This window comes from Rhizobium sp. S163, assembly GCF_030380805.1.
Taxonomy (GTDB): Bacteria; Pseudomonadota; Alphaproteobacteria; order Rhizobiales; family Rhizobiaceae; genus Rhizobium.
Window position 1 is genome coordinate 124,634 of record NZ_JAUDSA010000018.1, and the last position, 14,555, is coordinate 139,188.

Annotated in this window: 14 protein-coding genes and 1 tRNA gene; 2 read left to right on the plus strand and 13 right to left on the minus strand. The window is 62.1% G+C overall.

What is annotated here, in order from left to right; translation table 11 throughout:
* Positions 1-3 precede the first annotated feature (3 nt).
* The 5 genes from QTL96_RS16115 to QTL96_RS16135 all read right to left on the minus strand — a co-directional run bounded on the left by QTL96_RS16115 (position 4) and on the right by QTL96_RS16135 (position 5,362).
* Positions 4-975 carry an ABC transporter permease gene (locus tag QTL96_RS16115; protein ID WP_112535027.1) on the minus strand — a complete coding sequence of 324 codons (972 nt, stop codon included), beginning with the start codon at positions 973-975 and terminating at the stop codon, positions 4-6.
* A gap of 11 nt (positions 976-986) precedes the next feature.
* Positions 987-2,090, minus strand: a complete 1,104-nt coding sequence (locus tag QTL96_RS16120) for an ABC transporter permease (RefSeq protein ID WP_018899200.1) — start codon at positions 2,088-2,090, stop codon at positions 987-989.
* Positions 2,091-2,097: 7 nt separating this feature from the next.
* Positions 2,098-3,609, minus strand: coding sequence for an ABC transporter ATP-binding protein (locus tag QTL96_RS16125; RefSeq protein WP_018899201.1), 1,512 nt, complete (start codon positions 3,607-3,609; stop codon positions 2,098-2,100).
* A 71-nt stretch (positions 3,610-3,680) separates the two neighbouring features.
* Positions 3,681-4,673: a BMP family ABC transporter substrate-binding protein gene (locus tag QTL96_RS16130; RefSeq protein WP_018899202.1), complete on the minus strand. Its 993-nt coding sequence runs from the start codon at positions 4,671-4,673 to the stop codon at positions 3,681-3,683.
* 371 nt (positions 4,674-5,044) lie between these two features.
* Positions 5,045-5,362: a hypothetical protein gene (locus QTL96_RS16135; RefSeq protein ID WP_018899203.1), complete on the minus strand. Its 318-nt coding sequence runs from the start codon at positions 5,360-5,362 to the stop codon at positions 5,045-5,047.
* 227 nt (positions 5,363-5,589) lie between these two features.
* Between QTL96_RS16135 and QTL96_RS16140 the strand changes: the two genes are divergently transcribed.
* A tRNA-Ser gene (locus QTL96_RS16140) sits at positions 5,590-5,679 on the plus strand.
* 237 nt (positions 5,680-5,916) lie between these two features.
* The gene (locus QTL96_RS16145) at positions 5,917-6,636 is read left to right on the plus strand and encodes a L,D-transpeptidase (protein WP_289728403.1); all 720 of its coding nucleotides are present in this window, start codon (positions 5,917-5,919) and stop codon (positions 6,634-6,636) included.
* Positions 6,637-6,868: 232 nt separating this feature from the next.
* Here QTL96_RS16145 and pncB read toward each other — a convergent pair whose 3' ends face one another.
* From pncB to QTL96_RS16185, 8 genes are all read right to left on the minus strand, one after another.
* Positions 6,869-8,173, minus strand: coding sequence for a nicotinate phosphoribosyltransferase (pncB, locus tag QTL96_RS16150; RefSeq protein ID WP_289728404.1), 1,305 nt, complete (start codon positions 8,171-8,173; stop codon positions 6,869-6,871).
* A 151-nt stretch (positions 8,174-8,324) separates the two neighbouring features.
* Entirely contained in the window at positions 8,325-8,636 is a 312-nt protein-coding gene (locus QTL96_RS16155) for a hypothetical protein (protein ID WP_289728405.1), read from the minus strand.
* Between the two features lie 85 nt (positions 8,637-8,721).
* A complete protein-coding gene (locus QTL96_RS16160) occupies positions 8,722-9,687 on the minus strand; it encodes a glyoxylate/hydroxypyruvate reductase A (RefSeq protein WP_289728406.1) in 966 nt (321 codons plus the stop codon).
* Between the two features lie 21 nt (positions 9,688-9,708).
* The gene (locus QTL96_RS16165; protein ID WP_289728407.1) at positions 9,709-11,337 is read right to left on the minus strand and encodes an ABC transporter ATP-binding protein; all 1,629 of its coding nucleotides are present in this window, start codon (positions 11,335-11,337) and stop codon (positions 9,709-9,711) included.
* Positions 11,337-11,825 (minus strand): type II toxin-antitoxin system VapC family toxin, encoded by a 489-nt coding sequence (locus tag QTL96_RS16170; RefSeq protein WP_289728408.1) that lies wholly within the window; start codon positions 11,823-11,825, stop codon positions 11,337-11,339. Before QTL96_RS16170 ends, QTL96_RS16165 begins: the two co-directional genes overlap by 1 nt.
* Positions 11,825-12,118 carry a hypothetical protein gene (locus tag QTL96_RS16175; RefSeq protein WP_209188744.1) on the minus strand — a complete coding sequence of 98 codons (294 nt, stop codon included), beginning with the start codon at positions 12,116-12,118 and terminating at the stop codon, positions 11,825-11,827. The genes QTL96_RS16170 and QTL96_RS16175 overlap by 1 nt, the downstream gene beginning before the upstream one ends.
* Positions 12,119-12,188: 70 nt before the next feature.
* On the minus strand, positions 12,189-13,337 hold the full coding sequence (locus QTL96_RS16180; protein WP_112945172.1) for an ABC transporter permease: 1,149 nt from the start codon (positions 13,335-13,337) through the stop codon (positions 12,189-12,191).
* Positions 13,337-14,428: a microcin C ABC transporter permease YejB gene (locus tag QTL96_RS16185; protein ID WP_111563118.1), complete on the minus strand. Its 1,092-nt coding sequence runs from the start codon at positions 14,426-14,428 to the stop codon at positions 13,337-13,339. Before QTL96_RS16185 ends, QTL96_RS16180 begins: the two co-directional genes overlap by 1 nt.
* Positions 14,429-14,555 lie beyond the last annotated feature (127 nt).

A 14,555-nucleotide genomic window follows, 5' to 3' on the forward strand; every position in this document is an offset into this window, starting at 1 on the left:
GTCTTAGCGTTCCTTGACATAGGGTGCGCCGCCGGCCTTCGGCGGGATGGCTTTGCCGATGAAGCCCGCGAGCAGCACGCAGGTGAGGATATAGGGCAGCGCCTGGAAGATCTGCACCGGCACCTCGCCGATACCGGGGATCGGTTTGCCCTGCATGAAGTTGCCGAGCGCGTCGAGGAAGCCGAACAGCAGGCAGGCGAACATGACAGGCACCGGCTTCCACTTGGCGAAGACGAGTGCGGCGAGCGCGATATAGCCCTTGCCGGCCGACATGTCCTTGATGAAGGCGGCCGACTGCGCGATCGCCAGGTAGGTGCCGGAGAAACCGCAGAGAATGCCGGCGCAGATGACGGCGCGGTAGCGCAGCCAGCTGACCGAAATGCCGGCGGTATCGACCGCACCCGGATTTTCACCGACGGCGCGCAGACGAAGACCGAAACGCGTGCGGTAGAGGATCCACCAGGAAAGCGGCACCGCCAGGAAGGCGAGGTAGGTCAGCACGTTGTTGCCGGAGATGACGTTGGCGTAGAGCGGCCCAAGGATCGGCACCTCGCGCACCGCATCAGCCCCCGGAAGCGTGATCGGCGTGAAGCGCGCGTCGCCGGCCAGCTGCGGCGTGCGTCCGCCCTGGCCGAACCAGGCCTGGCCGAGCACGATGGTGATCCCGGCCACGAAGAAGTTGATCGCGACGCCGGAGATGATCTGATTGCCGCGATTGGTGATCGAGGCGAAACCGTGCACGAAGCTCAGCGCCACCGAGCAGACGATACCGGCGCAAAGCCCCGCCCAGGCGGAATCGGTGAGATAGGCGACGCAGGCGGCGGCGAAGGCCGACCCTAGCATCTTGCCCTCGAGCCCGATGTCGAAGACGCCGGCGCGTTCGGAAAACAGGCCAGCCAGCGCCGTGAAGATCAGCGGGATCGACAGGCGGATGGTGGAGCTCAGAACGCTGATGAAGATGTCGTAATATTCCATCGTCGCGCTCCTTACGCCCGCTTGAACTGTTGGTAGAGACGCACCATCGCCGGCCGGTACATATACTCAAGCGCGCCGGCAAACAAGATCACCAGACCCTGGATCACGAGGATCATCTCGCGGGTGATGTTGGGCATCTCGAACGAGATCCAGTCGCCGCCCTGGTAGAGGATGCCGAACAGGATGGCCGAGAGCACGATGCCGACAGGATGGTTGCGCCCCATCAGCGACACCGCGATGCCGACGAAGCCGGCGCCGCCGACGAACTCGACCTGCAGGCGGGCCGACGAGCCCATCACAGGGTTGAGCGCCATCATCCCCGCCAGCGCGCCCGAAAGCAGCATGGCGATGATGACGATGCGCGCATAGGGAATGCCGGCGTAAGCGGCCGCACTCGGGCTGACGCCGAGCGTGCGCATCTCGAAGCCGAGCTTGGTGCGCCAGATCAGCAGCCAGACGAAGTAAGCCGCCACCAGCGCGATGATGAAGGAGACGTTGAAGGGAGCGGCACCCAGCTTGGCGCCGAACATGTCCATGATCCAGCCAAGTTTCGGCAGCTGACCGCCTTCGAGGAAGGTGCGGGTCTCAGGCGCCATCTTGCCCGGCACGATCAGCACGTGGACAAGCAGATAGACCATCAGCGCCGCGCCGATATAGTTGAACATGATCGTGGTAATGACGATATGGCTGCCGCGCTTGGCCTGCAGCCATGCCGGAATGAAGGCCCAGGCCGCGCCGAACAGGCCGGCGCCGATGACAGCCACAGGCATGGTCACATACCACGGCACGAACTTGTCGAGCGCCAGCGCCACCAGCGCGCAGCCGAGGCCGCCGAGATAGGCCTGGCCCTCGGAGCCGATGTTGAACAGACCGGCATGGATGGCGACCGCCACCGAAAGGCCGGTGAAGATGAAGCTGGTGGCGTAGTACAGCGTAAAGCCGATGCCTTCGCCGCTCCCGAGCGCGCCTTCGATCAGAAGCTGCAGCGCGCCGATCGGGCTTTCGCCGATCAGCCAGACGACGAAGCCTGATATCAGGAAGGCGGTGAGAAGGTTCAGGATCGGGATGAGGCCGTAGTTGATCCAGCGGGGTAGGGGAGTGGAAGCAGTGCTCATCAAGGCCTCACGCGGCAATGCCGGCCATCATCAGGCCGAGGGTCTGTTCACCGGCATCGGGCGTCTTCTCGCCGACGACATGGCCGGCGAACATGACAAGGATACGGTCTGAAAGGGCGCGGATTTCGTCGAGCTCGACGGAGACGAGCAGGATCGCCTTGCCCGCGTCGCGCATCTCGATGATCCGGCGGTGAATGAATTCGATGGCGCCGATGTCGACGCCGCGCGTCGGCTGGCCGATGATCAGAGCCGTCGGATCGCGCTCGATCTCGCGGGCGACGACGATCTTCTGCTGGTTGCCGCCGGAGAAATTGGCGGTCTTCAGCCGCGGGTTCGGCGGCCGGATGTCGTATTTCTCGATCTTCTCCATCGCGTCCTTGCGGATCGCTTCGAGATCGAGCAGCGGGCCCTTGCTATATTCAGGTTTGCGGTGATAGCCGAGCACCGAATTCTCGTATTCCTCGAACTTCAGCACGAGGCCCATGTGGTGGCGGTCCTCGGGGATGTGCGCGAGGCCGAGCTCGCGCAGCCGCGCCGGATCGGCCTTGTCGATCGGCTGTCCGTCGAGCAGGATCTCGCCCGAATGCGGCTTGCGGATGCCCGCGATGGCTTCGAGAAGCTCCGACTGCCCGTTGCCGGCCACGCCCGCCACACCGACGATCTCGCCGGCCCGCACGTCGAACGACACGTTGTCGACCATGACGACGCCGCGGTCGTCCTTCACCGTCAGATTGCGCACCGACAGGATGACCTTGCCGGGATTGGCCTCGCCCTTCTGCACGCGCAAGAGCACGCGGCGGCCGACCATCAGCTCTGCCAGCTCCTCGACCGTCGTCTCCGCCGTCTTGCGGGTCGCCACCATCTCGCCGCGGCGCATGACCGACACCGTATCGGTGATCGCCATGATCTCGCGCAGCTTGTGGGTGATGAGGATGACCGTCTTGCCCTGGTCGCGCAGCACCTTGAGGATGCGGAACAGGTGGTCGGCTTCGGCAGGCGTCAGAACGCCGGTGGGCTCGTCGAGGATCAGGATCTCGGCGCCGCGATACATGGCTTTCAGGATTTCGACGCGCTGCTGCAGGCCGACGGGGAGCTGCTCGATCAGCGCATCCGGGTTGACCTCGAGGCCGTATTCCTTTTCCAGCCGCTTCAGCTCGGCGCGGGCCGACGCCACGCCTCTGGCGAGCAACGCTCCGCCCTCGGCGCCGAGCATGATGTTCTCGAGCACCGTGAAATTGTCGACCAGCATGAAGTGCTGGTGCACCATGCCGATACCGGTTGCGATCGCCGTCTGGCTGTCCTTGATCGTCACGGCCTGGCCGTTGACCCGGATCTCGCCCTGATCGGCGTGGTAGAAGCCGTAGATGATCGACATCAGCGTCGATTTTCCGGCTCCGTTTTCCCCGATGATGCCGTGGATGGATCCCTTGGCGACAGTGAGGTTGATGTCTTTGTTGGCGTGGACGGCACCGAATTTCTTGTCGATGCCCACAAGTTCGATAGCGGGCGTGTCAGTCACAGCAGGCTCCAGATACGAAAAGGGCGTATGGCGAAAATCAATTCCGCCATACGCCCAATTTCAGGCGCGGATCACTTCGGGCAGGCGTTGTCCGAGGTGTAATCGTGAACCTTGACGGTGCCCGCGATGATGTCTGCCTTGGCCTTTTCGACGGCGGCCAGCATTTCAGGCGTGATCAGCGCCTTGTTGTTGTCGTCGATGGCAGCAGCAACGCCGTCTTCCTTGACGCCGAGCGACTGCACGCCGCCGGTGAACTTGTCGGCCTTGGTGTCGGTGTAGGCGTTGTAGACCGCGAGGTCGACGCGCTTGACCATCGAGGTCAGGACCGAGCCCGGATGCAGGTGGTTCTGGTTCGAATCGACGCCGATCGAGAACTTCTTGTTGTCGGCGGCGGTCTGCAGAACGCCGAGACCGGTTGCGCCGGCTGCCGCGTAGATCACGTCGGCGCCCTGGTCGATCTGGTTCTTGGTGAGCTCACCGCCGCGAACCGGGTCGTTCCATGCAGCACCCGTCGTGCCGGTCATGTTCTGGAACACTTCCATCTTGGCGTTGGCAGCGCGTGCGCCCTGCTCGTAACCGCACTCGAACTTGCGGATCAGCGGAATGTCCATGCCGCCGACGAAGCCGACCTTGCCGGTCTTGGATGCCATGCCGGCGAGAACGCCGACGAGGTACGAACCTTCTTCTTCCTTGTAGACGACCGAGCGGACGTTCGGCTTGTCGACAACGGCGTCAACGATGATGAACTTGGTGTCCGGGAATTCGGCGGCAACCTTTTCGATCGCCGAGGTCCAGGCGAAGGATACGGCAACAACCGGGTTGAAGCCGCGGCTGGCGAAGTTGCGGATGGCCTGTTCGCCCTGCGTGTCGCCGGTCGGCTCAAAATCGCGGTAGGCGATACCGGTTTCCTTCTTGAACTTCTCGGCGCCATTGTAGGCGGCTTCGTTGAACGACTTGTCGAACTTTCCGCCGGTGCCGTAGACCAGTGCCGGCTTGACGTCGGCAGCGAGCGCCGTCGTGGACATGGCAGCCACGGCAAGGACGGTCAGAAGGGATTTTTTCATTGTGCAGCCCTGTTGTTGCTATTTGTTAGGGGTCCTCCCGCAAGCCCGTTTTCAGGCATGTCTGCGGAACCACCGACCTCCCCCCGGAGGCCTGGCTTGCCGCATCCTTGCATGGCTCCAATGAAAATTCACGAGAAATTTTTCGGCTGGTAAAAAATCACCGACTTTGCGTAAAAACCGGCCAGCGCAATCGTTTTTTACGCAAAAGCACCGCTAAAATGCGATTTTTCTAGCCATTTGAGACGCCGCCATGCACCTCCAGCCGCGATGCGCCTCGTGTCCGCATCATGCGCGCATGGCCGCCAAAGGGCGTTCACCGCCACGTCAGGTAGCATAAATGTGGACAAGCATGCCTGAGACCGGCGTCTCGCCTAAGCCGCGAAACGGCCAGCCACCGGCGGCTTCTTATACCCCGCCATCCACAGCAACAGCGAAAGCACGAGAAACACCGCGAAAGCCGGCTGCATCATCAGCCACTGGAAGGCGATCGTGTAGAAGCGGGGGTGGATATAGTAGGCGATGGTCGATTGCAGCGCCTCGAAGGAGGATGCGCTCATGTCCTGCCAGGCGTCGCCCATCGGCGTGATGACGACGGAGGATGCCGCCACGGACTGGATGCTGTCGATCGTTCCGGCAATCACCGCAACCGCCAGCGCGATCAGGCTCGCCAAACGCAAAAGGAAACGCATTACACTCTCCGCCACCGATCCGCCGGATTTGGCCCGGCCAGTTGCGCCCATTCTCCAAGACATCAAGACACTAGTGCCCTGCCGCCGGAACCGCAATGGACCGCATTCCGGCACTTTTGCTGGAAGAAGTCAAAAAACTGTTAGATTTAGGTTGATCCCTGAAAATTCCTCGGTATATATCGCGCCGTTCCAACGATTTGCATCAAGCGATGCGGATCGGCAATCAAGGACAGGTGGCCGAGTGGTTTAAGGCGCACGCCTGGAACGCGTGTGTACGTGAAAGCGTACCGTGGGTTCGAATCCCACCTTGTCCGCCATTTCCTCGGAAATCGATGCTGCTATCTCCGTCTCCCCAACGACGTGTGATCCGTTAGTCAACGCTGGCTTTTTGCGCCCTACGCCCAGCACTTCGCCACCCTGTTGCATTCCGCCAACAGCCCCGCGCCGAAGCTCCCGGGCCCCCTCTGTATTTCCCTCCGCGAACACAATTTGGTCACCGATGCCCGGCCAGGGAGAGGGATCACAGCTTACCTCTCGCATTGGATACCCTGAAATTGCATAGCCTCTCCATTCTTCGGCCGCTTGTCGCGGCGGCCGGCGTTTCGCTGCTTGCGGCCTGCACGCAGCTTCCTTCCCAGCCTGTCGATGTCGCCATGCCCAAGCCGCCGGCCGTCGAGGCCGCAGCACCCGTCGCCGAGGCCGCCGTGTCGCAGCCGGAGCGCCCGGTCGACAAGCCGGATTATCCGCTGATCTACGCCGATCTCGACGACAGCGGCTATCGGCTGCCGGCGATCAGCTATTCAGAGGTCGATCCGCGCTATCTTCGCCAGGAGGTCGATTATCATAGCGACGAGCCACCGGGCTCGATCGTCGTCGATACCGAGACCAAGTTCCTCTATTTCATTCTGAAGAACGACCGGGCGGTCCGCTATGGCGTCAGCCTCGGCGCCCAGGGTCGCGCCTGGAAGGGGCGGGCTGTGATCCAGTGGAAGCGCAAATGGCCGACCTGGACGCCGACGCCGGCGATGATAGGCCGCAATCCCAAGCTCAGCGAGTGGAAAGAGGGCATGCCACCGGGGCTCAGCAATCCGCTTGGCGCCCGCGCGCTCTATATCTTCCAGGATGGCCAGGACACGCTCTATCGCATCCACGGCTCGCCGGAATGGCGCTCGATCGGCAAGAACGCCTCTTCCGGCTGCGTGCGCATGTTCAACCAGGATATCATCGACCTCTACGACAGGGTCCGCGGCAAGGCCATCCTTGTCGTCAAGTAAGCCGGCTACGGGCGCCCGAGAGCGAGGCGCCCGTTCGGCTAGAATGATCGGGATCACGAGCAAGCACGACCTGCCGCCTTGCATCCCCGCAAATATGCTATAAACGCAGCGTCGGAACGCGACTGCCGTTAACTTAAGAACGGGGTCGGGCGGCAGATTGACGTCACGTCGCTGTCACGAGATCACGTGGCCGTTCCCTCATCCCCAAAGCACATGCCTGGCAAGATGCGTCTCAGACCAGAACGGCCTGATCGACCAGATCCTCGGTACCGAAGAATTTTAGATAGCGCTCGACCTCGGCAGGCTCGCCGGTCGCCTTCTGCGGGTTGTCGGAGAGCTTGACAGCCGGACGGCCGTTGGCGTCGCTGACCTTGCAGACGATCGAGATCGGGTTGAGGCCGGAAATCTCGGTCGGCGCGCAGCCGGCGAAGTCGTTGGTAAGGTTGGTGCCCCAGCCGAAGCTCATCCGCACGCGGCCCTCGAAATGCTTGTAGGTGTCGATGATCGCATCGACATCCATACCGTCGGAGAAGATCAGCATCTTCTGGCGGGGATCGCGCCCCATCTTCTTCCACCATTCGATGATCTTCTCGCCGCCTTCGATCGGGGGCGCGCTGTCGGGACGGAAACCCGTCCAATCCGCCACCCATTCCGGCGCGTCGCGCAGGAAGGCTGCGGTGCCGAAGGCGTCGGGCAGCACGATCAAGAGGTTGCCGCCGTAAAGCTTGTTCCAGTCGCGCAGCACCTTGTAGGGCGCGTTGCGAAGCTCATCGTCGCTCTCGGCAAGCGCGGCCGCCACCATCGGCAGCTCATGCGCGTTGGTGCCGACGGCCTCGAGGTCGTTGTCCATGGCGAGCAGCACGTTGCTGGTGCCGGTAAAGCCCGCACCGATGCCTTCCTTCAGGGCCTCGACGCACCAGCGCTGCCACAGGAAGCTGTGGCGCCGCCGCGTGCCGAAATCTGAGATGCGCAGTCCCGGCAGTTCGCGCAGCCGCTCGACCTTCTCCCACATGCGCGCCTTGGCGCGGGCATAGAGCACATCGAGCGTGAACGGCCCGAGCGCGCGTAGCGCTGAGCGCGAGCGCAGCTCGTTGATGATCGCGAGTGCCGGAATTTCCCACATCGTGGTCTCTTTCCACGAACCGTGGAAATCCAGCCTGTATTGTCCATCGCGCTTCGAAAGCTCGTATTCCGGCAGCTGGAAATGCGACAGCCAGGCCAGGAACTCGGGCTCGAAGATCTGCGCGCGGCCGTAGAAGCTGTTACCCGCCAGCCAGATCATCTCCTTCTTGGAGAGCCTAAGCGTGCGCGCATGGTCGAGCTGCGCGCGCAGTTCCCCCTCGTCGATCTCCTCGGCAAGCAGCACCCGCTTGGTGCGGTTGATGACGGTGAAGGTGGCGTTGACGTCGGGATAGAGCTTCCAGATCATCTGCAGCATCAACAGCTTGTAGAAGTCCGTGTCGATCAGGCTGCGGACGATCGGGTCGAGTTTCCAAGCGTGGTTGTAAACGCGCCGTGCAATATCTGTCTTCGCCATCGATTCCACCCTATCCAATCCGGGTGCAGGCGCCGAGAGAGGCGCACGACAACCGGCCTGTGCGCTTTCTTATCGAAAACTGTGCCGGTAATGTCCAGAACAAATAAGAACCCGCCATTTGCCCGAAAGCCGGGGCAAGCGCCGGCCCAGCCTACTGCGCGTTTGTCTGCGGCGCGTTTGCCCGCCCGGCAGGCGTCGGCGCTTCCGTGCCGGACTGCCCGCCGCCGCCTTGCGCCGGAGCGGGCTCCGCATGCGTGGGCTCGTCAGGCTGCGGCAGGTGATAGCGGCTCCAGATTTCCACGGGAATCCAGACGGCGAACGCCAGAAGCAGGGCCGCGATCAGCATGCGTAAGATGCGGACGCTGGTCGGCGACTTCCGTTTGGTCCGCCCAGCCATCGCTTCTTGTGGCGTCTCTTCGCGGTGGCCGCCTTCGCTCCACGGTCTCTCGATCCGTTCGACCATGCTTGCCCCTTCCCAAACCGGGCGGCATCGGCCGCCCTTCAAACATCAGGAAAAGAAACGGCCACCGGCAACGATGGTTCCCGCCTCAGTAACCGCGGTCGCGGTCGACCACATATTGCAGCGGCTGGCCTTGCTCGAAGCGGGCGATCTGCCGCTCCACATGCCGAAACAGCGCATTCTCCTCTGAACTCGCTGCATCATGCGGCGTGATGAAGACACCAGGCAGGTCCCATAGCGGGCTTTCCGAAGGCAGCGGCTCGACCTCGAAGACATCGAGCGAAGCGCCGCCAAGCACGCCGGTTTCGATCGCCGAGACGATATCGGCCTCGACCTGGCTCTTGCCGCGCCCGGCATTGATGAACACCGGCTTTCCAAGCGCGCCACCCTGGCGGAGCTTGGAAAACAGCGCGGCGTTATAGAATTTCGTCGTCTCCGGCGTCAGCGGCAGCAGGCCGACGAGGATGTCGGTCTTCGAAAGAAAGGCGTCGAGCCCGCTTGCGTCGAATGTCTCGATGCCATCGATTTGCTTAGCTGTGCGCGACCAGCCGATGACGTTGAAGCCCATGACCGTCAGCTTCCTGACGGCATCCTGGCCGAGCACGCCGAGACCCATGACGCCGACGGTAAGTTCCGATGCCTCCGGCGCCACGTCGCTGCCCCATTCGCGCCGGCGCTGCAATCGGTCGTGCTCTGCCTGCCCACGCTGATGCATCAGACACTGCATCACCACCCATTCGCTCATCCGCGTCGTCAGGCTGTGGTCGACGAAGCGCACGATCGGCACATCGGGAAGGCCGGGCAGGTTCATGAAGCTGTCGACCCCCGCGCCGCCCGAGAAGATCACCTTCAGGTTTGGCGCCCGTTCGAAGAGATCCGCATCCGGCTTCCACAGAAGCGCGTAGTCGAGATCGGAAAGATCCCGGCCCTTCGTCTCGGGATCGGCGATATTGATGCTGCCGCGATCGAGAAAAGCTGTCTTCAGGATGCGCGCGACGGTATCGGGATTGAACTTGAGATCGACGAGAATGGGGGCTGGCTTAAAAGCTGACATGGTGTCTGGGCTCTGATGTCGTTAGTGTTGCACTGCGGGCGTGGGCCGCGCCTCGATGTTGAAGGCCGCCGCCATCAGCGCCTTGGTATAGTCGTCCTTCGGCGCGCGGAAAATATCGGCCGATGGCCCCTGCTCCACCACCTTGCCGAAGCGCATCACGATCACCTCGTTGGCGAGCGCCTTCACCACCTTGAGATCGTGGCTGATGAAGAGATAGGCGAGATCGTGCTTCTGCTGCAGGTCGCGCAGAAGATCGACCACCTGCGCCTGAACGCTCATGTCGAGCGCCGATGTCGGCTCGTCGAGCATCACGAAGCGCGGCTTCAGCACCATGGCGCGGGCAATGGCGATACGCTGCCGCTGGCCGCCGGAAAATTCGTGCGGATAGCGCCAACGAGTGGTGGGATCGAGCCCCACTTCCTCCAGCGCCCAGCAGACGCGCCGGTCGCGCTCCTCATAGGAAAGACTACCCTCATGCACCTTCAGCCCCTCGGCGATGATGTCGCCGACCGACATGCGCGGGCTGAGCGAGCCGTAAGGGTCCTGAAACACCACCTGCAACTGGTTGCGCAGCGGACGCATCTCGGTGAATGAATAGCTGGCTATGTCCTTGCCGACGAAGCTGATCCGCCCCTGCGAGGAAATCAGCCGGGTGAGCGCCAGCCCGAGCGTTGTCTTGCCTGATCCGGATTCGCCGACCACACCCAGCGTCTGCCCGGCGCGCAGCGAAAGGTCGATCCCGTCGACCGCCTTCACATGATCCACCACCTTGCGCATCAGCCCCGCCTTGATCGGGAACCAGACCTTGATGTCCGATCCCTGCATCACGATCGGCTTGGAGCTGTCGGCAAGCGGCGGCTCGCCGCGCGGCTCGGAGGCGAGCAGGTGGCGGGTATATTGATGCTGCGGATTGGTGAAGACCTCCTCGACCGTCCCGGTCTCGACGATCTTGCCCTTGGTCATCACGCAGACCCGGTCGGCGAACTTGCGCACGATGCCGAGGTCGTGGGTGATGAACAGCATCGACATGCCGTGCTGGCCCTTCAGCTGTCGCAAGAGCTCAAGGATCTGCGCCTGCACGGTGACATCGAGCGCCGTCGTAGGCTCGTCGGCAATCAGCAGTTCCGGCCGGTTGGCCAGCGCCATGGCGATCATCACACGCTGCCGCTGACCGCCCGAGAGCTCGTGCGGATAGGCCTTCAGCCGCTTTTCCGGCTCGCGAATCCCCACTTGGTTCAAGAGCTCCAGCACCCGGGTGCGCGCCGCCTGTCCTTTGATCCCCTGGTGCAGCTCTAAAATCTCGGCGATCTGCTTCTCGATATTGTGCAGCGGGTTGAGCGAGGTCATCGGCTCCTGGAAGATCATCGTGATGTCGTTGCCACGCACCTCGCGCAGCACCTTGTCGGATGCTTTCAGGAGATCCTTGCCCTTAAACAGGATCTCGCCGGAGGGATGGCTGGCCGAGGGGTAGGGGAGCAGCCGCAGGATCGAATTGGCCGACACCGATTTCCCCGAGCCGGACTCTCCCACCAGCGCCACCACCTCGCCCTTGTTGACATCGAAGGAAATGCCATCGACAGCCACCGATGTCGCGCCCCCCTGGTGAAAGGCGACGGAAAGATTGCGGACGGACAGCAAGGGTTCGGACATCAGGACAGGCTCTCGATCAGGGAGGTCAGGGTGGCGTCGTCGGGGCGGAGAGTGGTGAGGGGTGAACGCTTTGGTGCCGCGTCCGCACCCTTGATTTCGTAGTCATGCTTCAAGCCGGTGTCGCTTGTCAGTATATGCGTGCATTCCGTTGCCAAGGCCGTCGAAACATGAATGGCATCGGGCAACTTCAAGCTTGGGTAGTTCGCCCTCAATAGTGCGGCATGCCGAAGAACGGGTTTTCCGACTGGAACGACGTCAAGCCAGGGACTTGAGACGATCGTTCTATCATATGCATCGACCAGTCTGCTGTTGGCGTCACGAAAGGGCCTGACCAGCAGCTCCGAGAGGGTCAGTTCGCTTGTAGCAAAGAGCGGCCTTTTGCTTTTGATCGCGAAAAGCTTTCTCAGCAGTTGCGTGGCCATGCCAGCATTTTCGAACGCCAGGATAAAGATATTGGTGTCAATGTAGATCTTCTTTATCGCGGGCATCAGTAGTCCCACTCGTCACGCAATTCGCGTATGCGAGCGACGGCTTCTTCCTCGCTGACGGGGGGGTGGCCAAGAGCCTGATAATCCTCGATCAGCTTAATAAGTTCGGCACCGGTGAGTGGCTTCTTGGGCTCAGTCTGGAAATCGCGCAGACCGGGGTAGATATCGTGCTCAGAGGAGGCTTTATCCTCGACCTCAAGCACGACACGCACCGTAGCATCGTCGGCAAATCCCTCCCTCAAATCCTCAGGAAGGTTGGCGACAGGATAATGATCACGCACAATCTTGTTCATCGCGGTCACGCTCCAAAAGTTGCGTAAAAATCAACTCTACCCGCAAACCCCTGCCATGACGAGGCCGCCCTCATCCGAAGGTCTTTCTCGGATCGAACGCATCGCGCACCGCCTCGCCTATGAAGATCAACAGCGACAGCATGATCGACATCGCGAAGAATGCCGTCAGTCCCAGCCACGGCGCCTGCAGGTTGGCTTTGCCCTGGGCGATCATCTCGCCGAGCGAGGGTGAGCCTGGCGGCATGCCGAAGCCGAGGAAGTCGAGCGAGGTCAGCGTGGTGATCGAGCCGGAGAGGATGAAGGGCAGGAAGGTGAGCGTCGCCACCATCGCGTTCGGCAAAAGGTGCCGCCACATGATCGTGCGGTTGCCGACGCCAAGCGCGCGTGCTGCACGGACATATTCGAAATTGCGGGCTCTCAGGAACTCCGCGCGCACCACGCCCACGAAGCCGACCCATGAGAACAGCAGCATGATCCCGAGCAGCACGAAGAAGCCCGGCGGCAGGATCGCGGCGATGATGAGGAGAATGTAGAGCACCGGCATCGACGACCAGATCTCGATGAAGCGCTGCAGCAGCAGATCGGTCCAGCCACCGAAATAGCCCTGGATCGCGCCGGCGCTGACGCCGACGACGGCCGAGCAGATCGTCAGCACCAGCCCGAACAGCACCGAAATGCGGAAACCATAGATCACCCGGGCGAGCACGTCGCGCGCCTGGTCGTCGGTGCCCAGCCAGTTGAGGTTGCTCCAGGTGCAGTTGGGGTCGTTCACCCCTTGCGGATAGCCCGAGCAGCGCTCCTGCTCGCTCATCATCCAGAAGGGTGCGGTCGGCGCCGAGTGCGGGATGTTGGAGTTCACAGAGCGGTAGGAATAGCGGATCGGCGGCCAGATCATCCAGCCATTGGCCTTGATCTCGTCGGCGATCACGTCGGAGCGGTAGTCGGTCTCGGCCAGGAATCCGCCGAACTTCTCCTCGGGATAATTGACGAGAACGGGAAACAGGATCTCGCCCTTGTAGGAGGCGATGATCGGCCGGTCGTTGGCGATGAATTCGGCAAACAGGCTGAGCCCGAAGATGAGAAGGAACAGCCAGAGCGACCAGTAGCCGCGCCGGTTGGCCTTGAAGTTCTTCCAGCGCCTTATGTTGGTGGGCGACAGCAGCCCCTTGCGCGGCGGCTTGACGGGCGTGGCGGTCGCGGGCTTTGCGGCGGTGTCCATCACACGTCCCTCCGCTCGAAGTCGATGCGCGGATCTATCCAGGTGTAGATCAGGTCGGAGATCAGGCTGACGAACAGGCCGAGCAGCGAGAAGATGTAAAGCGTCGCGAACACGATCGGATAGTCACGATTGACCACCGAGAGATAGCCGAGCCGCCCCAGCCCATCGAGCGAGAAGATATTCTCGATCAGCAGCGAGCCGGTGAAGAAGGCGGAGATGAAGGCGCCGGGAAAGCCGGCGATGATGATCAGCATGGCGTTGCGGAACACGTGGCCGTAGAGCACCTTGCGCTCGTTCAGCCCCTTGGCGCGCGCCGTCACCACATACTGCTTCTTGATCTCCTCGATGAAGGAGTTCTTGGTGAGCAGCGTCGTCGTCGCGAAAGCCGCCAGCGACAGCGAGATCAGCGGCAGCGCCAGGTGCCAGAAATAGTCGAGCGGCTTCTGCCACCACGCAAGCTGGTCGAAATTGTCGGAGACGAGGCCGCGCAGCGGGAACCAGTCGTAGAAGGATCCGCCGGCGAAAAGCACGATCAGCAGGATACCGAACAGAAAGCTCGGAACCGCATAGCCGATGATGATCACGCCCGAGGTCCAAACGTCGAAGGTCGAGCCGTCCTTCACCGCCTTGCGAATGCCGAGCGGAATGGAGATGCCGTAGGAAAAGATCATGATCCAGATGCCGAGCGAGGCAGAGACCGGCAGCTTGTCTTTGATCAGGTCGAGAACGGAGGTGTTGCGGAAGAAGCTCTCGCCGAAATCGAAGCGGATGTAGTTCCACATCATCTCGCCGAAGCGCGTCAGCGGCGGCTTGTCGAAGCCGAACTGCTTCTCGAGCTTCTTGATCAGCTCCGGATCGAGCCCCTGCGCGCCGCGATATTTCGAGCCGCCTTCATCCATGCCGGACCCCATCAGGTCGCCGCCGCCGCCCGAAAGGCGGGCGTCCGCCCCTTGAGCGTCGCCCGTCAGCTGCGCGATCACCTGCTCGACAGGCCCGCCCGGCGCGAACTGGATGACGGTGAACGAGATGGCCATGATGCCGATAATGGTCGGGATCATCAAAAGCAGGCGGCGAAGAATATAGGCTCCCATCAGCGAGCGGCCTCCGGGGAGTTCTGTCGTAGGCTGTCCAGTCTATCGCCGCTCAATCGTCAAGCCTTCCTCTGCCGGCACTTCCCGGCGCTGATCATGGTCCGAAGTGATTCGGTGGGCCCATTTG